The following is a 23,892-nucleotide window of genomic DNA, read 5'->3' on the forward strand; positions in this document are numbered from 1 at the left end:
TTCCTTTCTATTGTTATAGTGTCATGTAGGTCACATGGGTTACAGGAGAGCGGGGTCCACGGTGTGATTCATCAGATAGGTGAGCCAGGTCTTGTACCAGCTGGTGGTGAAATGCACGCCATCCACGGTGTTTTCCTGGGCCAGGATCCCGTCGGAGTTGGAGAGGGCAGAGGCCACATCCAGCAGAACCACCTGCTTCTCCTCAGCGAGCTGCTCAAAGATGCCGTTGTAGACGGCGACCTTGTCGTTGTTTACATAAGAGGGCCAGTTTTTGGCGCAGAGCGTGGGATTGACCGGCACCTGATTCTGGAGATAGATAATGGCGTTGGGCTGGGTTTCCCGAATGTGATCGATGAGGGCGGCAAATTTGTCGTGGAAGCCCTGGTCGTCGTAATAGCCCAGCTCGTTGATGCCGAGGGAGATGTACACCTTGCTGTACTTCCCGGCCTCAGCGGAGAGCGCGTCCACAATGGAATATTTCTGCCCGTTGATGGTGATGAGCTTTTTGGGATTCTCCTGCATCACGTCAAAAATGGTGATGCCCTTGTAGCAGTAGAAGGAGGCGCCCTCAATACCGCTGTAAAGCTGGAGACCCTCGGTACGGGAGTCGCCGATAAAGAGCGCGTCGGAGAAATAGGACATATCGACCGGGTCGGAGGCGGGAGCCGGCTTGGTATAGTCGTAGGTACCGTTACCGGCAGGCGCAGGGGACTCGGCAGCAGGCGCGGGGGTGGGAGAAGCCTGGGGCGCGGCGCTCAGCGCGGCAGGAGGCGGCGTGGCAACGGAAGGGGCCACCGGAGTCACGGAGGGAGCGGCCGCAGAAGGGGAGGGGGTGGGACTGGAGGAAGACGGGGAATCCGACGAAAATGCGCGGGTCAGCGTAGGCGCCAGCAGCAGTCCTGCGCAGACCACCAGGCCGGCGGCCAGCAGAGGGAGAGAGGGACGCCGGGGCGGGCGGCGGTAAGAGGAACGCTTGACGTTAGACATGGGATATGTACCTCATTTCAGGAAATAAAATCAGCACAGGAGCAGCGTGCGCAGCGCGTCAAAATCCGATACCTCAAATGTGGGGAACGGGCCGTTGGGATTGGGAAGCTTCCGGGGATTGTACCAGATGGTGTCGAGACCCGCGTTGATCCCGCCCTGAATATCGGAGAGCAGATTATCCCCTACCACGACAGTACGGGCATGGGACGGGATATGCAGGTCCTGAAGGACTGCATCAAAAAAGGCCTTTTGGGGCTTACTCACGCCCAGTTCGCCGGAAATATACAGCCCGGAAAAGAGGGGCGGGAGGGGCGAGGCATAGAAGCGGCCCCGCTGGGCATGGGAGACACCGTTGGTGACAATGGCCAGGGTGCAGTGGGGCGCAAGGGCGCGGCAGAGGGCCTCTGCACCGGGAAGCAGATCGCTCCCCTCGGCCAGGCGGTCCAGATAGAAGCGGTTGAATTCCTCCGGATCGTCCTCTCCGCCCATCACACGGGAAAAGACGGCAAAGCGCTCCCGCAGGAGGGTATCCTTGTCAATGGTGCCCAGATCAAACCGGTGCCAGAGCGCCCGATTCACGGAGAGATAGAGCTGCTCCGTCAGGTCATTGAAGGGATAGCCGTGGGCCTCCAGCGCGGCCTGGAGCGCCCGGCGCTCGGCCAGATCGAAGTCAAACAGGGTGTTGTCCGCATCAAAGAGCACATAGTCGTAGAGGGGCAAGAGATCATCTCCTTTGCGCGGAAGTCCGCCTGGTCCGGCGGCAGAAGAGGGTCCACATACGCATGATGGAGGTCACCAGCAGGATGCCCAGCGCCAGCGCGCCGGCCAGGCTCAGCGTCTCCATTCCCTGCTGAAGGAAGAGGGCGGTCTCACCGTGGACGGCATACTCCATCGTATAGTAGATGCCGGCGCCCGGGACCAGAGGGAAAATCGAGATCAGAAGATAGGAAGTGGCGGGACATTTGCGCACCCGGGCCATCCCCTCGCAGTAAGCGGTGAGGGCCAGGGAGGCCAGAAAATACCGCACGACCTCACCCGGGAACCAGGGGGCGGAGAGCAGATAGACCAGCCAGCCTACCGCGCCGCCCAGGGCGGAAATGGGGATCTCACGGCCGTGGATATTGAAGGAGACGGCAAATGCCACGCAGCCCACAAAGGCGTAGAGACAGGGGAGAAAGTAGGAGAAGGTGAACAGTTCCAACACATCCACCCCCTTAGACCGCCGGAGCCAGGCTCAGAACAAAGCCGGTTCCCAGTGCGATGGCGGTGGCGATGAGGAGGGCCTCCACCACTTTGTTGACCCCCGAGGTCAGATCGCCGGCCATGATATCCCGCATGGCATTGGTAAAGGCGATCCCCGGCACCAGGATCATCAGCGCGCCGATGGTGATAAAGTCCGGATTGTGTCCCAGACCCATGCCCACCAGAACCAGTGCGCACAGGGCAGCTACCGCTCCGGCGGCCATGGTGCGCACAAAGGAGTTGGCGCCAAGGGGGCCCAGTAGCCGGAGACACAGCCCGATGGCCACGCCGCACAGTCCGCCGCAGATGCCGTCGGTCCAGTCCCCGCCAAAAAACAGAGAATATGCCCCTCCGCCCACAAAATAGGCCAGGAGCATCACGGGAAAGGGGTAGACGAAGTGCCGGGCGGAGATGGCCTCCATGCGTTTCAGGGCCTCCTCCAGCGGGGGAGGGGACTGTACGATGTTCCGGCAGAATTCGTTGTAGGACTCCAGAAGCGAGATGTCCGTTCCGTGGGCGGGGATCCGCCGCACCCGTGTGCTGGCGTGCCCTGCGGTATCGGTGAGACTGACGATCAGGCAGTTGGGAATGGCAAAGACCTCGCCGGTCTCCACACCGTATGCCCGCAGAATGTATTGTACGGATTCCTCCACCCGGTAGATCTCGGCTCCCGTCTCCATCAGACGGAAGCCAAGCTCGGTGGCCAGATCCAGAAGCTGGTCATAATTGATGCTCAAAGTGCGCCGCACCTGCCTTTCCATAGACTGACGGCAGGGGTAAGCCCTGCGTCCGATCGCTACCGAACACTAAGCTTACCTCTTTTTGACGCACGGGACAAGTAAAAAGTTGTTTTTGAGAAAAATTTTATAATCTTGCTTAATAAAATAGAGGATTGTCGAAGTCAATCGGGAGAATTGCCATCTTCGATGGCCTGCCGCTCCTTACAGAGCTCCTGATAGAGCTGATAGAAAGACCAGGAGGCATTTCCAGGGGTCAGGACGGCCTTGTAGACCGAGCGGGGGATCCCGGCCTTGCGCAGGGCGGCCAGCGTCTGATCCAGCGCACGCCCCGGAAGGCCGGAGAAGACCAGAATGCTCTCCTCAATGGAAACAGGATCGGCGGCGGGAGGGGGCGGTACTTCCAGACCTGCAAAGGAGCCCACCGCCTGTCCCAATTCTTCCGTGGAGATCAGCTTGATCCTCAGACCCATACGGATGAAAACGAGGCGGGCTTTCGCGGCTTCCTGCGGGGTGGAAGCGTTATAATAGAGGACAAGTCCCTGGGATTTGGGCATGAAGAAGACCTCCTAGCATAATAGATTTTCCACAACGGAGCCGTAAAATGTGGAGAATTCAGTTTACAATTTCAGCCTTCGGATAGATCCGTTCCATCCGTGCGTCGGGGAAGCGGGCATCCAGGAAAGCGGTCACGGCATTTTGAGGGGCATCCGGCTGAGTCTGACGCTGGGAGTAGCGGGCCAACGCCAGGGCGGAGAGGGACATATTGCACACCATAAAGACCAGAAGGACCCAGGTTCCCACACGGCCCCAGCGGATGGGAATGCGCTCGATGAGACGGGAGAGCGGGGGGTAGATGTACTTGAGCCAGACCACTGCGGCGATCCCCCAGAAGAAGCAGAAGAGCAGATTGATCCGCCCGCCCAGGTTGAAGGGGAGGTGGCTGTAATCCCAGAAGATGGTGCCGAAGACCAGCTCGGTAAAGACGCTGCACACATATTCATAGGCGCCGCCCAGGATGGTCCCGGCCAAAAAGATGGAGCCGTCGCTCTTATCCTTGTATTTATAGAGGGCCGCGGTGAGCATGACTGCGCCCAGTCCCCACACCACGCTGAAGGGGCCCCAGACCACGCTGGAACGGCTCATCCACCAGCCAAGGGTAAAGCGGCAGAAGACCGTCTCAATGATATCGCCCAAAAAGGCGGCGATGACAAAGAGCCACACCAGCTTGTGAAAGCAGCAGCCCTGTGCAAAGACAAGGGACTTTTCCCGGCGGTTAGCTTCCTTCTGTGTTTTGACGATTTTTTCGGTTTCCAGGTTGGGATAGGCGTGGATCACACGGCGCTGAATGCGTCCGGTAATGGCATTTCCGAACTGATTGGACAGATTGCGGAAATCCTCCTCCAGTTCGGTGAGCTTTTTGACCCGGAAGCGCAGCTGGAGGACCGAGACCAGGGAGAGCAGGAAGTCCAGCCCCACCAGTCCGTAGACCACAGCCAGAATGGTCTGGCCGACGGAACGGGGGATGAGCTGTGTCAGATGCAGAAGAAGGGGATTCCCCAGCCGGATGCATACCACGGCCAGGGCGCCCCAGAGGGCCAGAAGGGGAACCGAGATATACCCCTCAAACTGAAAACGGTGCTGGGTGAAGTCCCACCACTTCCGGTGAAAAATGCGCTCCAGCAGGAAGCCGGTCACAAAGATCAGGAAGGCGGAGAGTACCGCGCCGCCCAGGAAGAGGAAGAAGAGGTTTTGGGCCAGTTCCGGGAGAAAAATGGAAAAGAGGACGGCGGCCGTGCCGTAGATGGGGCACAGGGGCAAGTTGAGGAAACCGGTGTTGATAAACGCATGTTTGCGCAGGGAGGACGCCACGACGCCGGCACACCAGCCCAAAAGGGAGTAGAGCAGGAAGAGCCAGAGAAGTTGATAGAGAGAATAGGTCATAAAGACTCCTTTTCAGTGTGCCCCGGGTCAGCAGGGGCGGACATGGCGGACGGTGAGGACGCCTTCCCAAATGGTAAATTGGATATCCCATCCGGCGAAGGCCAGGCCGTAGAGACGGTCGGAATCCTTCTGATAGCTGGGACGGGGATCCCGGGAGAGCACCCCCAGGAGGGCGGAGCGGTGTGCCTCGGGGATCTGCTCCAGAAGAGCGGGGGGAAACTCCACCTCCAGTCTGCGCTCGTCGAGACCGGAAGTAAAGCCGCCCGCGGCATCCGGATGGAGGTCGGTGGCGATATAGGGCTTGATGTCATAGATGGGCGTGCCGTCCATCAGGTCAGCCCCGGCCACCTGGAGCACAGGTCCCAGCTCCGGATGGTGTTCCACGCCCAGAAGGCGCACGGAGGAGAGCCCGATGGGGTTGGGGCGGAAGGGAGAGCGGGTGGCAAACACACCCATCCGCCGGTTGCCGCCCAGACGGGGCGGGCGGACGGTGGGGGACCAGTTCTCCCGTACCGCACCGGAAAACTGCCAGATCAGCCAGATGTGGGAAAAGGCCTCCAAACCCCGCAGGGCGTCGGGATTGCGGTATTCCGGCTCAAAGACCACCGTCCCCCGCAGTTCTTCCACCAGACCACTCTGACGGGGGATGCCGAATTTCGTGGGGAACTGGGTGTGGATGTGGGCGATGACATGGATGGAATGGGTATCAGACATAGTATCCCTCGTTTCACGGTTGGGCGTCGGTACGCCCTCTGGCCACGTCGCGGAGTAGAGCGGCGAGCTTTTCAAATTCCACGGGTTTGGCGATGTGGCCGTTCATACCTGCCGACATGGCCTCGGAGACGTCGCTGGCAAAGGCGTTTGCAGTCATGGCGATGATGGGAACGCTGGAGGCGTCGGGGCGGTCCAGCGCCCGGATGGCCCGGGCGGCCTCGTAGCCGTTCATCACCGGCATCTGGATGTCCATGAGCAGGGCGAAATAGGTCCCCGGCGGGGTGGCCTGGAACCGCTCCAGAGCGACCTGCCCGTTTTCCGCCACATCTACCAGAAGACCCTTTTCCTCCAGAATGGTGGCTGCGATCTCCTGATTGAGCTCATTGTCCTCCACCAGCAGTACGCGCTGCCCGTCAAAGTGGACCTCCTGGGCCTGTTGTCTGTGATGGCGGGCCGACGAGGTGAGTACGGCGCGCAGATTGTGGGGCTGAAGCGGCTTGGAGACAAAGAGGTCCACACCGGCCTCCCGGGCTTCTGTCTCGATATCACTCCAGTCATAGACGGACATGACGGCCACCAAGGTCTCGCCGCCGGTCAGGGTGCGGATCCGCCGTACGGTCTCGACGCCGTCCATGCCCGGCATTTTCCAGTCCACCAGAACAATGTCGTAGTGCTGCTGTTTTTCCAGCTCGTGTTCCAGCATGCTCAGGGCCTTGGCGCCGCTGCCGGCGATCTGAGCCGTGACCCCCATCTGGGAGAGAAGGGTGACAGCCTGTTCCAGAACGGTGGAGTCGTCATCCACCACCAGGACCCGCAGGTCCACGGGGAGATCATCCTCGGCAAAGCCGGATTGGACATCGGGATATTTCAGGGGGATCTCCACCGTAAAACAGCTTCCCTTGCCAAATTCACTCTCCACAGAGATATTGCCGTTCATGAGATGGACCAGGTTTTGAGTAATGGCCAGGCCCAGGCCGCTGCCCACCCGGGCGTCGGTCTGGCGGTCCTGGGAAAAGGCGTCGAAGATATGGGACAAAAAGTCCTGCGTGATGCCGATGCCGTCGTCCTGCACCTGGAAGGTGAGCAGATCGGAATCCGCCGTCAGCCGTTTGCAGTCGGCGCGGAAGGAGATATGGCCATGCTCGGGCGTATACTTCAGGGCGTTTCCGAGCAGGTTCATCAGGATCTGATGGAAGCGCAGGGCATCGCCGGTATAGGTGCGCCGCAGCTGGGGAGAGACAATCATGCGAAACTCCTGCTCTTTGAGCAGGGCCTGGGAGGAGCACACCGCGTTCAGATCCTCGATCAGCTGTAACAGATCAAAGGGCTCCTGGGCAATGGAGAGCTTGCCGCATTCAATGCGGGAGAGATCCAGAATATCGTTGATGAGTGAGAGAAGATACCGGGAGGAAGAGGTGATCTTCTGCAGACAGTCGGCAATTTTTTCCGGTTCCTCCAGGTGGGAGGAGGCAATGGTGGTCATGCCGATGATGGCGTTCATAGGTGTCCGGATGTCATGGCTCATCCGGGAGAGAAAGTCCGTCTTGGCGTCGTTGGCCTGTTCGGCCAGCTTGAGGGCGTCTCGCAGGGCCTGCTGCCGGCGTTCCTGTTCGGCCTTCTGCGCCTCGATATCCTTGAGGTAGAGCATGATGCGCAGAACATGCTCCTCCCGCTCCACCAGCTGGACCTGGAGGCTGAACCAGTGGTATTCACCGGAGACGAGAAGGTTGGGCGCCTCCATGGAGCACTCCTGCCCACCGCTGAGAAAGAACTCCAGCAGCCGTTCCTGGGTGAATTGGGCCAGGAAGCGCTCCCGGTAATCCGGATGGACAAAATGGTCAGCCACCGTCTGGATGTGCTCGGACAGGGTAACACCGCTCTCCATGGGGGTGAGGCCCCCCTCCGACTCCTTCCAGATAATCAGATCACCGGAATAGAGCTCTGCCTCATAGATGGCATCATAGAACCGGCTCACCGCGCTGGAGAAGCGGCGGTTGGCCCGCCGGTTTTCCTCCAGAGCCTCCGCCAATTGGTGCTGGGCGGTCTGGATCTGGGCCTTTGGCTCGTCAATGAGGCGGAAGGTGCCGATCACCCGGGTGATCTCCCCGCCGTCCAGAAGCGGATTTCCCTGGAGCAGATACCAGTGGGGCTCGGCCTCCTGGTAGGGGATAATGCGGACCTCAGCCTGCCGGAGACTGCCGCACAGGACTTGCCGAAGCCGCTCCAGGTCTGCGCCGGAACAGCGTTCCCGCTGCACGACATCGCCCAGATATCCGGGAATGGCAAGGCTGGATTCGCCCTGGCTGTATTGGATACAGAGGTGGTCCTGATGGGGGAAGTACTCAAAGACGATGTCGGCGGCCCCTTCCGCCACCAGGCGGTACTTGGCCCGCTCCTGTTCCAGCGCCTCCACCGCTTCGTGGCGCAGAGTGATATCCAGCAGCAGGAAGAGATAGACCGGATATCCGCCGTCCTCCTCCACACAGGTCCCCTCGCACTGGGCCCAGATGGAGCGGCCATCCCGGCACAGCATGGGAAATTCCAGCGAGATGGGCAGGCGGCGCCGGGCCTTGCTGTGGATTTCTGAGAGAATATGGGCCCGGTATTCGTGGAGGATACTGTGCCCCATACCCTTGTGGGGCGGGGTACCGAACATCTCCAGGAAGGTGGAACTTCCGCCCAGGAAGGTAGTCTGTTCGTCGATCCGGAACTTGGCCACCCCGCCGGTGAGAGAGTCGTAGAGCGCCCGCTGCTCGGCGGCATGCCGTCTGGCAGCCATGGTCTGGTGCTGGGTGCGGCCGGTGAGCAGGACGCGGTCCGGACCACAGGCGGCGGGAGAGAGGGGCAGCAGGGTGAGGACGGCATGGTGTTCACTGCCATCGCTTTGCTTCAGATCCAGCTCCAGCGGGGGGAGGGGAGCGGTCAGTGCCTGACGCAGCTGCTCCGGGGAGAGGAAATGCTCCAGCAGAGAGACACGGTCCGAGGAGACCTGGCTACACAGCTGCGTGCGCAGCTCTTCTAATGTGCCCCGCTGACCCGAGAGAGCGGGCGGACAGATGCAATATGTGCCCGCGGTAAGGTCCAGCACGTAGGAAAACAGATCGCAGCAGGCGGAGAGTGCCGATACCGGTACCGTACCGGTACAGGGGGAGGAAGTGTCCCCCACCTCCCGCGGAAATGTGCGGGAGAGCATCTCCGCCTCGGTGTCGTCCTGCCAGTGAATGGGCGCGACAGAGGCGTCCGGAAAGGCGGGACAGGGACTTCCGGGCATCAGTTCGGGTGTCAGGGCAACGGCGGCCTGATTGCGGAAAAGAAGTTCCCGGGTCTGGGGATGGACGATGTAGACCGCAGTGGTCTTTAGGCCGTCCAGAATCTCCGTGAGAGAAGAGCGGGGATTTGTCATAGCAGTACCTCCATGGGCACACAGCAAAAGTCCGGGATAGGCCGGCCCGGAAGGCGCTGCGAAGTATCAGTGAATGTAGTTGAGGCGGAGCGGTTGACTCAGCGGCTGGCCCGGATGAGCTGACAGACCGTCTCGAGCATTGTCCCAGATTCCAAGGGTAGTTCAGTTACTTCCTGCCCATTCACAGGAACCGGAAAATTGAACACCATGTTCCTGATCCAGTTTCCGTCCTTCTGCTTTTCTGGATACAGGTCAATTCGTTCAATGAACGCTCTCATAAACTCTTTTTGTTCGATTTCCGTGGCAGCGCCGTATACTTCATCGAAGACCAGCAGAAGTTGGTAAATATTGTCGCCGGAGATTTTTTCCTGACGGATACTCTGAATCTGGCTTTTTACTTCGTCTATCTTTGCCTCGATTTGCTCTATTCTATCATACTGTTCATCATATCGCCGCTGCAAATCCAAAATTTTTCGGTCAAAATGGGGATCGTTAATATCCAGCGTGTCCATCTGATGCTCCAGCCTTGATTTAATGCCCAGGGTCTGACGAAGCTGCGCCTGGAGTGCGGCGAGCTGCTTTTCCAAATCCTCGGTATCAACGGATGTCCCTATTTTCTCCTTAATTGCCTTGGAAAATTGCGGATCGTTGACCATAGCCGAAATGATTGCCGCAACCATGCGGTTCATCTCTTTCTGCTCAATGTTCACACGGAAGGTGCATTTGTGTCCGGTTGCACCCAACGTATTTTTGCAGTAATAGTAATAGCGGGTTTTCTTATCCTTGCTGTGTGCTTTTGCAATATTCCCGTAAAGGCTTTTGCCGCAACAGGGGCATTTCAGGATACCGGACAAGATATGCGCGTGTTCCGGGTCAATTACTTTTTCCCTCCTAAAGGCGTTGGCCTTCCGTTTATCCTGTGCCAGGTTCCAATCTTCTTCTGAAATGATCGCCTCATGTTGCCCCTCATAGATCGGGAACTCGTCTTGCTCGACCACGTGCATCTCATTTCTTGTTCCCAGCTTCTTTTCCGTTCTGCGGCGGCCGTAGGCAATCTTACCCATGTAAACAGGATTGTCCAAAACATCCTTCACAAAGTTGGAAGAAAAGCCGGGGATCGTGCCATTCTGACGGATTTTCTTTTTGTATCCGTGGTCATTCAGATACTTCGCCACACCGTTAATTCCATCGTTGGTATGGATATATCTGTCATAAATGAGCCTTACCACTTCTACTTCATCTTCGGCAATTTCCAATTTGCCATCCACTAATTTGTAGCCATACGGAGCAAATCCACCGTTCCACTTTCCCTCACGGGCTTTCTGCTCACGGCCTGCCATGGTTTGCGTCCGAATGTTTTCACGTTCAATTTCCGCCACAGCAGAAAGGACGGAGATCATCAGCTTGCCGGAATCTTTGGAAGAATCAATACCATCTTCCACACAAATCAAATTGACACCAAAATCCTGCATCAGCTGCAAGGAATTGAGTACATCCGCCGCATTTCTGCCAAAGCGAGACAGCTTGAACACCAGAACAAACGAAACATCGTCCTTGCCCTCTTGGATGTCGTTCAGCATACGTTGGAATTCCAGCCGTCCCTGAATATTCTTGCCGGAAAAGCCCTCATCAGAATATTCCCCAACAATGGTCATATCTTCATACTCGGCATACTTCCGCAGCTTGTCCTTCTGGGCATCCAAACTGTATCCATCCACCTGCATGGAAGTGGAAACTCTCGTGTAGATATAGCACTTAGTCCGTCTTTTCATGGCTGGAACTCCTTTCTCCGGCGTGTTTTTGCTCTGCCGGTGATTTTAACAATCCCTCATTACGGATGTAATACTCCAAAAGACGCAGGACATATTCCGGCGCATGACGGTTATCCAATTCCCATTCTGTTACTGTCCGATAGGGGATATGAAAGAATTTGCAAAAGTCCTTACGGTTCATACCTGTCATTTCCCGCAGTTCTTTTATTTTGGTTTTGCAGTCCATCGCATCATCTCCATAAACAAAAAAACACACGTTGTGTAATTATTATACCATCGGCTTGATAATTACACAACGTGTAAATTGTAAACTTTTAAGCAGCGTCAGCAAAAGAACTGTTTTGCTCCGTATCTGGCTGTTCCTGCAAAGAAACAGGAGCAGCTGTCTGGTGCTGCTCCAAAACTTGATTCCCATATTTCAGCATCAATTTTGTCATTATATCAATACAGCGGTCAAACGCCGCATTATATTTCGGATTATCATAAATTTTGCTCAATAGGCCGCTCCTTTCTCCCGTGGCCACCACGGGTATACACATCCAAAACCTCTTTAGGGATGCGATCCAGCACAGCAACAGCGTCAGCATAGTCCCGCCGCAGCTTGGCATTGACCAACTGCTTCAAGGTGCTTTCCTGGGTTGCTTTTTCCAAAGTCTGCTCCAGCTGGGCGTTCTCCTGTTTCAGCTTTTTGTTCTCCACGGTGGTTTCCGTAAATGCCACCTGATACTTCTTCAGGGTGCTGTGCATTTGTTCCACAGCCGGAATATACTTATCCAGCAGAGCCGCAATCTCGGCAGCTCTGCTTTTTGCGTTAAAGGCTCCAATACCAGCTAGCAATTCCTCCAGTTTGGCTTTTTGCTTGGTCAGACGGGTCATCTCTTTGAACACTCTGGGTGGGATGTGGTCACGTCCGGTCTGGCTGGCACTTTCCCCACGCTCGAGGTCGGGATATTTCCTCACCATATGTTCCCAGAACTTGTCCTGCCACTGGGTCAGCTTTTTCTTATTTCCCACGATCTCCTTGGCGCTGAGCCTGCCATCCACAGTTAGCGGGACAAAAGAAAGGTGCATATGGGGCGTTTTCTCGTCCATATGCACCACGGCAGATATGATTGTTTTGGGGTCTTGGTTTTGCTGGAGAAAGGTCAGAGCCTCTTGAAAATAGGCCCTGATCTCAGATTTCTTCTTTCCCTGAAAGAACTCCGGTGTGGCAGTTATCAGGGCTTCTACTACCCGAACACTGTCTGACCTGGTACGGCAACCAGCTTCCTTGATCTGCCGTTCTGCCTCCGCACGATATTTCCGCTGCGGCTCGATCAGATGGAAATTATACTTGCTCCTGCTGATGTCCACATCGGGGTTGCTGGCGTATTTCTCTTTGGTGCGCTCGTTGTGGGCTTCAATATTCCCAATCTCCGGCCCCTTGTACTTGGCAAAGCGGAGAATGGCATACTGCGGCTTGCTCATACTCTGTCCCTCCGTTTCTGCCAGATGATGTCGTATCCCAGCACATCGGCCAGCTCCACAACCTCCTTGTAGCGGATGGATTCCCGCTGGAGCTTGGCGGACAGGTTGGAAACACTGTCCGACCAGCCGTATTCCTCATGGAGCCGATCAACTACCTCCTGCATGGTGTATCCGGCCCGGACAATCTGGGCCTTGATCTCGTTGCGTACCGTCATCATAAAAATCCTCCTAAATTTACTTAATAAGAAAGCGAAGCCGGTACACCCTCTGGCATAACCGCTTCGCTGTTTCGTGAAAAATTCTACTGTCACTGAATCCGTTCAGAATTGCTGGTGTGATGTCCTATTCATAGGTCGCACTTTCCGACCTTTCCGTTCCGTGTGACTTGGCTCGAAACCGTGCATTTTCCCATGATTCCATGCACCCGGTTCACCGGGGCGAGAAGCACGGTTTCGCAAAATGATTTCTTCCAACCGTCAAATACTTTTCGATTCTCACTTGCCTTGATTTGCACCTCCGATTTTGCCAGTAATTTTTGAGATATAACCGCTGAATTACTATAAAAGGGGGAACAATGGTCAATCAAAGTGTACGTACGTACATGGTTCAGCGCCGCCATTCCTCCGGCACATCTTCCGGTACGTACGTACGCATCGAATCACCGGAAAACACTGATATATGATTTCTCACCAGTACCTCAATCCCCAGAAAGCCACGTACCCGCCGCCCGGCTGCATTGGTCACATTGTTGCAGTATTCCAGATTGTAGCGGCTCTGGCAGGCAATCAGGGCTTCGCTGAAGCTACGGGGTTTCAGGGCAGGCAGATTATTTTCGGTGCAGTAAATCTGGTATGCCTCGTACAGCTCTTTGGAGCTGGCAGATAGATCAGCTTTCAGGCGAACATACCCATCAGAATCTAGAAAATCATATACATTGTTGTTGTCCCGTTTGACTGCTTCCCGGTTTTCTCTGGTGCGGTCACTTTCGGTGAATTTGAAGTTGTTGGCGGCCAGCCGCTGCAATCCCTCAAAAGCCCACAGCAGAATGCCCTCCACCTCAGTTTTCATTTCCTCGGCCAAGTCAGGATCATCCACACGGCCAGCTGGTTTTTCTTTTGTGGTCAGCACCAACTGGCGGCGGTAAAATCCGTCACTCCGGTCAAACAGCGCCTGCAAATCCCCGTTGGAGAAAGCCAGCAGCCGGGCGCACATCCATCCCTGATAGCTCTGCTTGCCCTTGCGCTCCAAATCCATCTTGCCTTGGGCGGTGACGATGGATTTCACATAGTTGGTCTGGCGCAGGGCCTCCATTCGCATATCGTCATCTACGCACAGGAGGATATGCTCCAAATCCGCACGGGCAAACCGGTTCTCAGATATTTTCCCGATGCTGCCATCCTTCATGTTGGAGCCGAACAAAACTCCCAGCACAGCGCCGATCTGCGACTTCCCCTCGCCGCCATTGCCCTTGATGACCATCATCCGCTGGCCCTTATTACTGGGAATCAGACAGTAGCCGATGTATTCCTGCAAAGTGGGGATGTCCTCCGGGTAGAGCAGGCCATCCAGAAATTGCAGCCAGAGGATAGGCTTCGGAGCGTTGGGGTTGTAGGCCACGGGGAAGCGGTTGCGGACGATTTCAGGTTTTCCCTCCATAAATCTCCCGTCCAGAAAAAGCGTCCCGTTGGAAAGATGAATCCGGTCCGGCTCCGGTGGAAAATCCTCCACCAGCGCCGCCAGCTTCATCAACTCCACAATGTTGCTGATTTTGCGAGGAATATTGCTGACCGCACAGCATTTCAGCTCCTCAAAAATTTCTCCCCGCAGGGGCAGTTCATCGGTCACACGGCCTTCGGGTGTGAAAAAAGCCCCGTTTGTGAAGATGGTCTTGTGTGTCTGCAAGAACTCATCACAAAACAGGGCTTCGTTGATGCTTTTTCCATCAAACCAGACGGGCATCCCGTCAGGCTGCTTGTTTTTCTTCATGAGGGACTTCCTCCTTTTCCAATCTCTTTAACCGTTTCTCCAAACCGGCGATCAGGCCATCCTTGTTCAGCATTTCCACGATTTTCACCCGATGTTCCAGTTCGGCGGCAATAAGCAAATCCGCCAGATACTCCACATAGTCCAGCATCTGGCAGGCTTCCACAAACCGGTCATCCAGAACATCTTCCGCTGTCTTGGGTGCGTACTGCACCTTCCAGCGTTCCAGAAGATGCAGATAATCGCACAATACCCGCAGGCAGCGCACTTCCTCCTGACGGTATGCTCTCAGCAGGGGGCGTTCCGGTTTGGGCAGGGCGATTGCCGCTGGTGGCTTGCCCGGGTCAATCCCGAAGTCATGAGCCAGCTTTTTAGCCGCCTCGTAGCTGCTCAGACCAAACAACTTCGCCACAAGGTCGATCACGTCGCCGGTGGCTCCGCAGCCGAAACAGTAAAAGTACCTCTCGTTCAGCTTCATGCTGGGATGCCGGTCATCGTGAAAGGGACAGCAAGTCATACCGTTTCGACTGACTTGCAGGCCATAGTGTTCAGCAGCTTGTCTTACGGTAACCGCTGCCTTTACAGTCGTAAAAATATCCATCTCATGTTCCTCCTTCATCTTTGTACAGGTTTCTCCTGTCACCTCAATGTACGGAGAAAAAGGGCATGGCTCAAAAAATCCGTCAGTCTTGCAAGAAAATAAAATACCGCCTCCAAAACTTGCAAAATTGCAAGATAGAAGGCGGCTGGAGTCTCAAAATATGGATTGAGATTATTCCTGTTATGGAATATAATAAAAAGTAGAATTGTAAACAATGAGGGCTAGTTATGAAATATCTTTCTACGTTTGAAATTGCAGAGAAATGGGGGATTTCTCCCCGACGGGTTGGCATCCTCTGCAACCAAGACCGGATTCCCGGCGCACAAAGAGCAGGAAGTCGCTGGATCATCCCGGAGGATGCAGAAAAACCAAACGATGCCCGCATTAAAAGCGGGAAATACAGAAAAGAAACGAGGTGATCTGCCTATGGAACAGGAATATCTCCCTGGTGATACTCCACAGCAAAGATTACAAGATTTGATGAAGGAGTATAAAATTACGCAGGCGGAGCTTGCTTCTAAAATTGGCGTTACGGAAAGTTCCATCAGCCGTTTCCTAAATGGGACAAAGAATAAACTGACTATCGAGCAGATCATCAGTATTGCCCGAATCTTTAATGTATCCTCGGATTTTCTGCTTTGTCTGACCAATGTGCCGGATAAGAAAAATTATGACATCTCTGAGCTTGGTCTTTCTGCCGAAGCAGCACGCAATCTCTATACAGGGCGAGTAAATCCGGAAGTGGTGAGCCGTCTGATAGAAAACCGCCGCTTTGCCCAGCTGACCAGTATGATTGCCTTGTATTTTGATGAAACGATGGCTTCCGGATTTTCCGCACAGAATCAAATCCTGCAATCGTTAAGTTCCATGTTGTTAATGACTGGCAAAGAACAGCCGGAAATTCGGAAAGCAACTCAACAAGCGGCACAGGCAGTCTCTCTTAACAAGGTTCCGGTTTTTCAAGCCGATCTGACCAACATTCAAAATCAATTCATGGCGGTTCTTCGGGAGATCAAAAAGGAAATGACTTCCGGGGAGGGGATTTCCCAGAACATGACAAAAGAGCTTACCGAGCAGATGTTCTCAGAACTGACCAAAGGGCAGGATCTTCATCATCCATCGGTTTCCCCGGAGCAGCTTGCCGCCATGGTCGTGCAGCCCATATCCCAGATGGGACTGGCAGAAGATGAATCACTGGTGGAACTACAGCAGGCGCTGCTTCACATGATGGAAAGTATGCAGCCAAAACAAAGTGATGAAAACGATGACCAATGAGCAGCTTTGCACTTTGGCACAGCAAGGGGATACACAGGCGCAGGAGCAGCTGGTGCAGAACAATCTGGGATATATTCGAAAAACTGCAAATGAATTGTACATCAGTGTTGGCCTTGGGAACAGTGAGCTGGGTATCGACCACGATGACCTGATTCAGGAGGGGAGTATCGGCTTGCTCCGGGCAATCTCCCTGTATGATCCCGGCAAAAAAATAAAGTTCCTGACCTATGCGGGGCCTGCCATCCGCAACGCCATGATGGATTTGATTTCGGCTGCTTTTGCAACCTTTGAACAGCGGATGCAGTCTGACAAAGATGGTATCCCCATGGAGAGAATCAATCTGGATGATCTTCTTCCCGGCGAAGATCCTATGCAGCGTTCTGACCTGATTGCCGACCCCTATGCGTCGGAACCGGAAAAGATTATGGAGGAAGCGGAAAACCGGAAAGAACTCTATGAAGGGCTGCGGCGCATAAGAGAACGGGAGCGAGTTTATCTACTGTACCGCTTTGGCTTTGAGGACGATATTGAGCATCCTCTGGTAGGAACAGCCTTGCACTTCCATCTTAGCGAGAGCCGTGCAAGGTCAACCGAAGCATTGGCGCTGGACAATCTATGGCTGGAGCTGCCATGGTGGTATTAGTGCGTTTCGCTGCGGCGGGACGAAGGCTTTGATATACCTCTGCTTCCTTTTCCGAACAGGCAGATTTTGCTGTTTGGCAAATTCTGATTTCGTCCGTGGCTGCACGAAATCCGCCTGTCCTACTGCCGCCGAAAAGTGTCTGTCAACCGCTATCTGCCCGCACAGCAGATGGCGAAGCCAGTCCCTTTCCAGCGTCAGCCGGAAGCAAAGGTATAACACACTAGACTTTCCTATGGAAAATCGTGTGCCAACAGGGATGCTACTCGCCCCTATTGGAAACCCAGAGCAAAGGGGATATTCTCCTTTGGATACCCTATTATTTTTGGCAGCAATGGTATCCACCCTCTCAAAGCTGGGTGGTTTCCACGCTGTCAAAAATGTAAAATCTGAAAAACACTTTCACCATGGGGTGGTGGTTCTCAGATTTTCCCGCATGGGATATTGCCTTGTTTTTGCAAATTCCCATGTGTCCGCTATGGCAAAAGCAGAAGAAATAACGATTTTCGTATGATTTTATATGGAGTATAAGCAGGAGGCTAACATGGAGAAAACCAATATAACAGAAATTATCACGAAATACTTCAAGGCGGTGTGTGACGCATATAGCCTCGGAAATGTCGAATCATCTTATAATGCCCCAATAATGGCTTTATTTACGGATATTGGCTGTGCAGCCCGTGATTTGTCTGGTGAACGCAAAGGACAATCTGGAGAAAATATTGATATCAAGCTTTGGCATACCGAAGAAGAAGTTACAGAAACCGAACCTTTTGCCGGCGTTGAAGTTAAAAAGGTTGGTGGCATTGATAAAAGGGCGCTCTCTCAGATCAAGATTGAAGCTGATAGATATGGCAACGCTATTTTGACTGACAATATTGAATGGCGGTTTTGGCGTGCAGGTGATACAGAGATGTATACCGGTCTGCGAATTATGAAATTGGTTGATGGAAAGCTAGTTCTGAGAGAAGACAATATCGAATTGTTTTTTAGCCTTTTAGAAGATTTTTTGCTCCGTGACCCCGCACAAATAAAATCATCTACTAAGCTGGCTGAGTATATGGCAATGCACGCCCGTACAATACGCAGCATTATTTCTGGTATTCTTAAAGATGATGGTAATGGGCAACCGCTCTTGACTGATAATCAAAAGAAACTGCCTATGTTCATGGAGCTATACGGGTTATATCGCAGGATTAAATCTGACCTTCGTCCCTTAATGAACACTCGTGAGTTCGCAGATATGTATGCCCAGACTATCGTTTATGGGTTATTTATTGCCAGGTATAATGACACAACGCCGGATTCATTTGATAGGTATGAGGCCATCAAATATTTACAAGAAGAATCTGAACTTCTCAAGCAGTTCTTTTTACATATTACAGGAACCGGAAGAAAACATCCCACCCTTGAAGGTGTTATTGATAAGCTATGCTCTTTGTATCGCATTTGTAATATTTCTAATTTGCTGGAAAGAGACGAGAAGAAAGATACGATCATCCACTTTTACGAGGAATTTTTGACTTTTTATGACCCGGCATTAAGAAAATCTCTTGGCGTTTTTTACACACCAGTTCAAGCTGTGCAATACCTGATTTCCTTTGTAGATAAAATTTTGGTCGAAGATTTTGCTATTGAAGGTGGGTTGTCTAATAACGAACAGATCACAACGAAAGTTCCGTGTGCGCCATACAAGATAACGAAAAACAAGTGGTCAGACGAGATGACGATTTCCGTACCCCGTGTAGCCATTCTAGATCCAGCCTGCGGTACTGGCTCTTTTGGTGCGGAAATTATCAAATACATTAAAAATACATATTTTTCTGGTGGTCGGTCAGTATTTTACGAAAACTATATTCAGCAAGAGAATGGCTTGCTTTCCCGCTTAATTGGGTTTGAGATTATGATGACGAGCTATGTTGTTGCACACTTGAAGATTCGCCGTACCATTGATGAAACACTTGGTCATTTGCCGACAACTCAGCTTCCCACAAACATTTTTTTGACCAACACTCTGACACCGCCCATGTCCGATTTGGAACGTGGAGAACAATTGACCTTGTTTGATTTTTCGGCTGCCATAACAGAGGAAGCCTATAATGCTGATACATGGAAAACACGCCGCCCAATTAAGGTGATTATTGGCAATCCCCCATATTTGGCAGCATCTACAAACCCATACGACATTTCAGCATACAAGACTGAAACAGATGGAGTAACCGACTTCGGTGAAAAGAAACACTGGCTGAATGATGACTACGTAAAATTCTTCCGTTTTTCCGAACAGATCATTGATAAGAATAAAGAAGGTGTACTCGCCTTTGTATCTAATAATGGGTATCTAGATAATCCGACCTTTAGAGGTATGCGTGGTAGCCTTCTGCGAACCTTTGATAAAATTTATATTGTGAATCTTCACGGTAGTGCCAACAAAAAGGAAACTGCTCCAGATGGAAGCAAGGATGAAAACATCTTTGACATTATGCAGGGGGTTTCTTTGTTTATTGGCGTCAAGAAAACTAAAAAAACCGATTGGGCAAAGGTGTACTACACGGATATTTGGGGAACTCGAGAAGCGAAATTTGAAGCCTTGGCCAAGGGCAACCTGGTTTTCTCTCAGTTGAAGCTAGATCAAAAGATGGCGTATTTTATTCCGTTTGGAAGTAATGATAAGGAAGCCTATGATAAAGGTGTTAGCGTAGCCGAACTGTTCCCAGTAAATGTGACAGGGATTGTCTCTGGTAATGACGGAGCATCCATTGCTCCTACAAAAGCTGAATTGATTAGGAGAATGGACATTGTTAAGAATGCCACAGAAGAAAAAGATATTTTCGATTTATGGGGCAGATTTAGCCGTGGACAAACAGCTGAGAAAATCCAAAATGATGTATTGTCCGGAGGCACTATAACTCCGATTTCATTTCGTCCGTTTGATTCTCGTTGGACATATTATTCTGGGAATTCTTGTGGATGGGTTCTTTGGCCCCGAGAAAAGAACACGATGGGACATTTACTGGCAGAACCAAATAGCCCGATTGGAGCGAATATCGGTTTGGTCTTTTGCAAAACTTCCAGAAGTTTCTTTTCTCCATTTGTATCACAAAATATTATTGCTCATCGGCTGTTCTCAGCTATGTGCGAGATTACCTATATTGCCCCACTTTATCTTCGCTCTGAATCTGGACTGACTGGCGAAAGTTGGACTGCCAATTTGAACGACGAAACATTCAATAAATTAACGCAATATCTGTCTGAAAAGCCGGAGCCAATAGAGATATTTGATTATGTGTATGGTGTCTTACATGACCCTGTATATTGTGAGAAGTATGAACAGTATCTTTGCAGGGATTTTCCTCGTGTCCCAATCATCAACACACCGGAGAAAGAACGAGACGAAGGGGAATTTTATGTTAGCGAAGAACTATATCGAGAGTATGTTTCTGCGGGTGAGCGATTGAGAAAGCTGCATCTAATGCAAATTAAAGCCCCAGCAGAACTAGCTCTTGAACCCAATACCCCTGATGATATGGAAATCGGAGCCATCAAATATAAAAATGGAGTGCTCCAGTTAAATGCCAATAAACGTATCACCGGCATTTCTCAAGAAGTATGGAAATATCAAATTGGTGGGCATCAAGTGTTGGACAAGTGGTTCAAGGAACATAAGGGTGAAGCACTTACGATTGATTCCTTTACTCACATCGAAAATATTGTGGGTGCTCTCGATGAGACGATTCGCATAAGAGAACATCTGAAAGGTCTGCACAAATAAGTATTAGAAAAAGAGGAAACCATGGATAAAATAATTAAAATTGCAGTAGATGCTGGAAAGGTTACAATTTCAGAAGATACAAAATCCATACTCAGAAACTTGTTTTCTGGTTGTAGAGTAAATTTCTTGTTTGGCGCCGGATTCTCTGCAAATCTGTTAGGAACTTTGAGCAATAATGAGGTGATTTTTGAAGCGCTGCAAAAATACCAAGCAAAAAATGAGGATGAAAGGAAAAAAGTTACGATATTATCCGCTTTTTTGTATTGGTCATTTTTCGTTAGATGTATTGCGCCCATTTCCTCTAAAATATCGACATATGATTCCTCATTTGATCCATATAAAGAATTCGGAGATATTGTATACCGAATTTTTTCTGAAAGAGGCAATCCGGCGTTAGATAGGCAGTTTAGCATTTTTACAACCAATTATGATCCAATAATCGAGCTCATTTTTGACCATTCAAATTGCATATGCAATGATGGCTTTGAGGGGAGAATTGAGCCTCGTTTTTCCACTGATAATTATTCGAAAACATATTACAGACAAGCCATATTCTCCAATAGGAAAGCAGAAATTCCTTCTGTGAATCTTTTGAAATTACACGGATCTGTTACTTGGGGCCAAGACATTTTCTGGGGTGGTATTATATATCGGCAGTATCGCGATAAAATAGGGTGCTTTACAAATACTTACTCAACGTTGTTCGATACTACTATTGTGTCAACTATTGATGCACATTTTACAGCGAATCGGCCGGATGAAGCTAATAAGCAAATTCAATCTTTATTTGCAAGCAGTATTTTCGACACATTGCTTGCTAAAGAGGATGACTACGGCAAATTCATTCAAGCGTACAAAATGGCTTTTCTAATTGTGAATCCGACCAAGGAAAAATTTAGTGACACGCTGTTGAACAAGAATTACTATGAACTTTTACGTATTTTCTCTAATGAATTAGAAAAGGAGAACTCACTTCTGGTGGTCAATGGTTTTTCTTTTAGGGATGAGCATATCCTAGATTTAGTAAAACGCTCCATGGTTAACCCATCGTTGAAAATACTCATTTTTGTATATCAGGCCACCGCAATTGGGGATTTCCAAAGGCTATTCGGTGAAGTAAAAAATAATAATATTACTTATATTGCACTTGATGGAGAAAACCTGTCTTTGAACTATTTCAATCAGATTTTGTCGCATATCCATTCCTAAAAGAAAAGAGGTGAATTGGTATGAACGATTTTTATAAAATCGGACAAGTGATTGAAGTACGTGGTCAAAAACTTCGTATACGTGTTTTTGAAAACAAAAACAGCAATATTTTGGTATACCAAGGACACGTTATTAAAAATGTGTCTGTCGGTAGTTTTGTAAAGATTCCAAAAGGATTCAGCAATATCATTGGCCGTATAGAAGGAGAATACATTCAAGAGAATAAGTCTACAGGTGAGAATAACTGCCAACCCCGCTTTTCAAAAGAAAGCGAAACCATTGATCGCATTATCGAAGTAAGCATTATGGGTGTGCTGAATGACGGGCGTTTCCAGAGAGGCTTAATTGACATTCCGCTGGTCTTCTCGGACGCATATATGCTTGCTGATACAGAAGTACAAAAGATTTTTGAGTTTAGCTCTGATTTAACTACTTCTGTGTGTATTGGCTCTATTAACGATTACAAAGAAGAAAAACTTTTTATCTCGGCAAATTCGCTCTTCGCCAGTCATATAGGAATATTCGGGAATACCGGAAGTGGTAAATCAAATACGTTAGCCAAAATATACACTGAGTGCTTTCAACGTTTTAAAGGAATGCCCGGATTTGCTAAAAGTAGATTTCTTCTTATCGATTTTAATGGGGAGTACACCCAAGCCTTCGATGACAGCAAGCGGGTATATCGGCTATCAACAAGAGTTGATACAGGAGATTCAATCCCTATTCATCAATCTTTCTTGGAAGATGTTGAACTCTGGTCAATAATATGTGAGGCAACAGAGAAAACGCAAAAGCCTTTCCTAAGCAAGAGCATTGATCTATACCGTCGGTTACGCGGGACAGATAATCTTATGGCATATATTCGTGGAATGTTAAAAAATCTGCTTCTCCGATATTATGATGACCCTCAAATGTTTTTGCGGCAATTGACAGGGCTTAAGAACATTCTCACATTGCTATTTGTTGATGCCGAGCCTGGGATTAAAATTTTAAATAGTATTCAGCTTCGCGGACAGGGCCCAAAATTTTTCCGTACAGATGATGATGGTGATCACTGGGGAAATACTTCTGATGATTACGAACAGCAATTTGTTTCTGTTATTTTGGATTCAGTGTTTTTCCTTGGTAATTATAAAAGTGAAGATGAATATCTGACATTTGAGTACGCTTTACGGTATAAATACTTAGATTCTTTGTGCTCGCAATATATCAATGAGGAGCACGTTGGTCCACTTATTTCAAGATTTGAAAATCGAGTAAAACGAGTAAAGCGTCTTTTCAAAATATGTGACAATCCTCCCGCTGATTGGCTGGCAATATATTCATTGGTTGATGTTAATGTGGAATTCAAAAAGATTGTTCCCCTAATTATTTGCAAGTATTTCTATGAACGTCAACGGCTAAACTTCAATGGTAGTAGTTTACATATTATCATTGACGAAGCGCATAATGTCTTGTCCACAACATCGGAGCGAGAAAGTCAGACATGGAAAGATTACCGCTTAGAAACTTTTGAAGAAATCATCAAAGAAGGGCGAAAGTTTGGAACGTTTTTAACCATATCAAGTCAGCGTCCATCTGACATATCGGAAACCATTATTTCTCAATTGCATAACTATTTCATTCATCGATTGGTTAACAATGAGGATATACGAGCCATTGGTAAAGCTGTGGCATTCATTGACAACACTTCATATGAAATGATCTCTGTCCTGCCACAAGGAGCGTGTATCTTTACTGGCGTTGCTTCCAATTTTCCTGTTTTGGTGCAGGTTGATTTATTGCCAAAACAACAGCAACCACAAAGTAGCACCATAAATCTTACGGAGTTGTGGAAAGAACCTTAAAACAAAGCCCATCGGTCAATAATGGCCGATGGGCTTTACAAATCTATGTAGTTAATCTGTCAAACGATGCTGGGGTGTTCCGTGAATATATTTCTCCAATCCTCCGCTCAACACTACATTTGCATATTCTAGTGGCTGGTTATAGATTAACCAGTCCAATTCGGATCGTTGATACATATTGTCTGCTACCTCATTTTCAACAGCAACCGTATCAATCGAAATCATGCTACCATCAGCAAATTTCAGTTCAACGCAGGCTGTATCCAAATTGAACTCGCAAGAGATCGCACGCTCCATGT

The 23,892-nt window shown here is 50.6% G+C and carries 23 protein-coding genes; 7 read left to right on the forward strand and 16 right to left on the reverse strand.

What is annotated here, in order from left to right; genetic code table 11:
- Nucleotides 1-39: 39 nt before the first annotated feature.
- The 15 genes from INF37_RS10515 to INF37_RS10585 form a co-directional block, all read right to left on the reverse strand.
- Nucleotides 40-987 carry a GDSL-type esterase/lipase family protein gene (locus tag INF37_RS10515; protein ID WP_193538202.1) on the reverse strand — a complete coding sequence of 316 codons (948 nt, stop codon included), beginning with the start codon at nucleotides 985-987 and terminating at the stop codon, nucleotides 40-42.
- A 30-nt stretch (nucleotides 988-1,017) separates the two neighbouring features.
- On the reverse strand, nucleotides 1,018-1,707 hold the full coding sequence (locus INF37_RS10520) for a YjjG family noncanonical pyrimidine nucleotidase (protein ID WP_193538204.1): 690 nt from the start codon (nucleotides 1,705-1,707) through the stop codon (nucleotides 1,018-1,020).
- Between the two features lie 4 nt (nucleotides 1,708-1,711).
- Nucleotides 1,712-2,188: a threonine/serine exporter family protein gene (locus INF37_RS10525; RefSeq protein ID WP_101691534.1), complete on the reverse strand. Its 477-nt coding sequence runs from the start codon at nucleotides 2,186-2,188 to the stop codon at nucleotides 1,712-1,714.
- A gap of 13 nt (nucleotides 2,189-2,201) precedes the next feature.
- On the reverse strand, nucleotides 2,202-2,966 hold the full coding sequence (locus tag INF37_RS10530; RefSeq protein WP_235964301.1) for a threonine/serine exporter family protein: 765 nt from the start codon (nucleotides 2,964-2,966) through the stop codon (nucleotides 2,202-2,204).
- A 164-nt stretch (nucleotides 2,967-3,130) separates the two neighbouring features.
- Nucleotides 3,131-3,523: a DUF3783 domain-containing protein gene (locus INF37_RS10535; protein WP_193538206.1), complete on the reverse strand. Its 393-nt coding sequence runs from the start codon at nucleotides 3,521-3,523 to the stop codon at nucleotides 3,131-3,133.
- Nucleotides 3,524-3,581: 58 nt separating this feature from the next.
- On the reverse strand, nucleotides 3,582-4,910 hold the full coding sequence (locus INF37_RS10540; protein ID WP_193538208.1) for a putative ABC transporter permease: 1,329 nt from the start codon (nucleotides 4,908-4,910) through the stop codon (nucleotides 3,582-3,584).
- A 27-nt stretch (nucleotides 4,911-4,937) separates the two neighbouring features.
- Complete coding sequence (gene tsaA / locus INF37_RS10545; protein ID WP_193538210.1) at nucleotides 4,938-5,624, reverse strand: tRNA (N6-threonylcarbamoyladenosine(37)-N6)-methyltransferase TrmO; 687 nt, start codon at nucleotides 5,622-5,624, stop codon at nucleotides 4,938-4,940.
- A 13-nt stretch (nucleotides 5,625-5,637) separates the two neighbouring features.
- Entirely contained in the window at nucleotides 5,638-9,027 is a 3,390-nt protein-coding gene (locus INF37_RS10550) for a PAS domain-containing hybrid sensor histidine kinase/response regulator (RefSeq protein ID WP_193538212.1), read from the reverse strand.
- 98 nt (nucleotides 9,028-9,125) lie between these two features.
- Entirely contained in the window at nucleotides 9,126-10,799 is a 1,674-nt protein-coding gene (locus INF37_RS10555; RefSeq protein ID WP_193538214.1) for a recombinase family protein, read from the reverse strand.
- Nucleotides 10,783-11,025 (reverse strand): helix-turn-helix domain-containing protein, encoded by a 243-nt coding sequence (locus tag INF37_RS10560; protein WP_193538216.1) that lies wholly within the window; start codon nucleotides 11,023-11,025, stop codon nucleotides 10,783-10,785. Before INF37_RS10560 ends, INF37_RS10555 begins: the two co-directional genes overlap by 17 nt.
- 88 nt (nucleotides 11,026-11,113) lie before the next feature.
- The gene (locus INF37_RS10565) at nucleotides 11,114-11,296 is read right to left on the reverse strand and encodes a hypothetical protein (protein ID WP_193538218.1); all 183 of its coding nucleotides are present in this window, start codon (nucleotides 11,294-11,296) and stop codon (nucleotides 11,114-11,116) included.
- Nucleotides 11,280-12,266, reverse strand: a complete 987-nt coding sequence (mobV, locus tag INF37_RS10570; protein WP_193538220.1) for a MobV family relaxase — start codon at nucleotides 12,264-12,266, stop codon at nucleotides 11,280-11,282. Before mobV ends, INF37_RS10565 begins: the two co-directional genes overlap by 17 nt.
- Entirely contained in the window at nucleotides 12,263-12,481 is a 219-nt protein-coding gene (locus INF37_RS10575; protein ID WP_456239157.1) for an LLM class flavin-dependent oxidoreductase, read from the reverse strand. Before INF37_RS10575 ends, mobV begins: the two co-directional genes overlap by 4 nt.
- Nucleotides 12,482-12,872: 391 nt before the next feature.
- The gene (locus INF37_RS10580) at nucleotides 12,873-14,252 is read right to left on the reverse strand and encodes a DNA primase family protein (protein WP_193538224.1); all 1,380 of its coding nucleotides are present in this window, start codon (nucleotides 14,250-14,252) and stop codon (nucleotides 12,873-12,875) included.
- Nucleotides 14,230-14,850, reverse strand: a complete 621-nt coding sequence (locus INF37_RS10585) for a CHC2 zinc finger domain-containing protein (protein ID WP_193538226.1) — start codon at nucleotides 14,848-14,850, stop codon at nucleotides 14,230-14,232. Before INF37_RS10585 ends, INF37_RS10580 begins: the two co-directional genes overlap by 23 nt.
- 227 nt (nucleotides 14,851-15,077) lie before the next feature.
- Between INF37_RS10585 and INF37_RS10590 the strand changes: the two genes are divergently transcribed.
- The 7 genes from INF37_RS10590 to INF37_RS10620 all read left to right on the forward strand — a co-directional run bounded on the left by INF37_RS10590 (nucleotide 15,078) and on the right by INF37_RS10620 (nucleotide 23,593).
- Entirely contained in the window at nucleotides 15,078-15,269 is a 192-nt protein-coding gene (locus INF37_RS10590) for a helix-turn-helix domain-containing protein (protein ID WP_193538228.1), read from the forward strand.
- Nucleotides 15,270-15,276: 7 nt separating this feature from the next.
- Nucleotides 15,277-16,125, forward strand: a complete 849-nt coding sequence (locus INF37_RS10595) for a helix-turn-helix domain-containing protein (protein WP_193538230.1) — start codon at nucleotides 15,277-15,279, stop codon at nucleotides 16,123-16,125.
- A complete protein-coding gene (locus tag INF37_RS10600) occupies nucleotides 16,115-16,768 on the forward strand; it encodes a sigma-70 family RNA polymerase sigma factor (protein ID WP_235964302.1) in 654 nt (217 codons plus the stop codon). The genes INF37_RS10595 and INF37_RS10600 overlap by 11 nt, the downstream gene beginning before the upstream one ends.
- A gap of 232 nt (nucleotides 16,769-17,000) precedes the next feature.
- Nucleotides 17,001-17,279 (forward strand): hypothetical protein, encoded by a 279-nt coding sequence (locus INF37_RS10605; protein ID WP_193538233.1) that lies wholly within the window; start codon nucleotides 17,001-17,003, stop codon nucleotides 17,277-17,279.
- 30 nt (nucleotides 17,280-17,309) lie between these two features.
- Nucleotides 17,310-20,537, forward strand: coding sequence for a type ISP restriction/modification enzyme (locus INF37_RS10610; RefSeq protein WP_193538235.1), 3,228 nt, complete (start codon nucleotides 17,310-17,312; stop codon nucleotides 20,535-20,537).
- Nucleotides 20,538-20,558: 21 nt separating this feature from the next.
- Complete coding sequence (locus INF37_RS10615; RefSeq protein ID WP_193538237.1) at nucleotides 20,559-21,746, forward strand: SIR2 family protein; 1,188 nt, start codon at nucleotides 20,559-20,561, stop codon at nucleotides 21,744-21,746.
- Between the two features lie 20 nt (nucleotides 21,747-21,766).
- The gene (locus INF37_RS10620; protein ID WP_193538239.1) at nucleotides 21,767-23,593 is read left to right on the forward strand and encodes an ATP-binding protein; all 1,827 of its coding nucleotides are present in this window, start codon (nucleotides 21,767-21,769) and stop codon (nucleotides 23,591-23,593) included.
- 51 nt (nucleotides 23,594-23,644) lie between these two features.
- Here INF37_RS10620 and INF37_RS10625 read toward each other — a convergent pair whose 3' ends face one another.
- A complete protein-coding gene (locus INF37_RS10625) occupies nucleotides 23,645-23,890 on the reverse strand; it encodes a DUF6061 family protein (RefSeq protein ID WP_193538241.1) in 246 nt (81 codons plus the stop codon).
- Nucleotides 23,891-23,892 lie beyond the last annotated feature (2 nt).

It is taken from the genome of Pseudoflavonifractor gallinarum (assembly GCF_014982855.1).
GTDB classification, from domain to species: domain Bacteria; phylum Bacillota; class Clostridia; order Oscillospirales; family Oscillospiraceae; genus Pseudoflavonifractor_A; species Pseudoflavonifractor_A gallinarum.

Coding starts and splice junctions, on each gene's coding strand:
- INF37_RS10585 (WP_193538226.1), bottom strand. CDS start 14,850: ATGGATATTTTTACGACTGTAAAGGCAGCGGTTACCGTAAGACAAGCT.
- INF37_RS10535 (WP_193538206.1), bottom strand. CDS start 3,523: ATGCCCAAATCCCAGGGACTTGTCCTCTATTATAACGCTTCCACCCCG.
- INF37_RS10600 (WP_235964302.1), top strand. CDS start 16,115: ATGACCAATGAGCAGCTTTGCACTTTGGCACAGCAAGGGGATACACAG.
- INF37_RS10560 (WP_193538216.1), bottom strand. CDS start 11,025: ATGGACTGCAAAACCAAAATAAAAGAACTGCGGGAAATGACAGGTATG.
- INF37_RS10580 (WP_193538224.1), bottom strand. CDS start 14,252: ATGAAGAAAAACAAGCAGCCTGACGGGATGCCCGTCTGGTTTGATGGA.
- INF37_RS10595 (WP_193538230.1), top strand. CDS start 15,277: ATGGAACAGGAATATCTCCCTGGTGATACTCCACAGCAAAGATTACAA.
- INF37_RS10620 (WP_193538239.1), top strand. CDS start 21,767: ATGAACGATTTTTATAAAATCGGACAAGTGATTGAAGTACGTGGTCAA.
- INF37_RS10625 (WP_193538241.1), bottom strand. CDS start 23,890: ATGGAGCGTGCGATCTCTTGCGAGTTCAATTTGGATACAGCCTGCGTT.
- INF37_RS10515 (WP_193538202.1), bottom strand. CDS start 987: ATGTCTAACGTCAAGCGTTCCTCTTACCGCCGCCCGCCCCGGCGTCCC.
- INF37_RS10590 (WP_193538228.1), top strand. CDS start 15,078: ATGAAATATCTTTCTACGTTTGAAATTGCAGAGAAATGGGGGATTTCT.
- mobV (WP_193538220.1), bottom strand. CDS start 12,266: ATGAGCAAGCCGCAGTATGCCATTCTCCGCTTTGCCAAGTACAAGGGG.
- INF37_RS10575 (WP_456239157.1), bottom strand. CDS start 12,481: ATGACGGTACGCAACGAGATCAAGGCCCAGATTGTCCGGGCCGGATAC.
- INF37_RS10615 (WP_193538237.1), top strand. CDS start 20,559: ATGGATAAAATAATTAAAATTGCAGTAGATGCTGGAAAGGTTACAATT.
- INF37_RS10550 (WP_193538212.1), bottom strand. CDS start 9,027: ATGACAAATCCCCGCTCTTCTCTCACGGAGATTCTGGACGGCCTAAAG.
- tsaA (WP_193538210.1), bottom strand. CDS start 5,624: ATGTCTGATACCCATTCCATCCATGTCATCGCCCACATCCACACCCAG.
- INF37_RS10605 (WP_193538233.1), top strand. CDS start 17,001: ATGGAAAATCGTGTGCCAACAGGGATGCTACTCGCCCCTATTGGAAAC.
- INF37_RS10540 (WP_193538208.1), bottom strand. CDS start 4,910: ATGACCTATTCTCTCTATCAACTTCTCTGGCTCTTCCTGCTCTACTCC.
- INF37_RS10555 (WP_193538214.1), bottom strand. CDS start 10,799: ATGAAAAGACGGACTAAGTGCTATATCTACACGAGAGTTTCCACTTCC.
- INF37_RS10610 (WP_193538235.1), top strand. CDS start 17,310: ATGGAGAAAACCAATATAACAGAAATTATCACGAAATACTTCAAGGCG.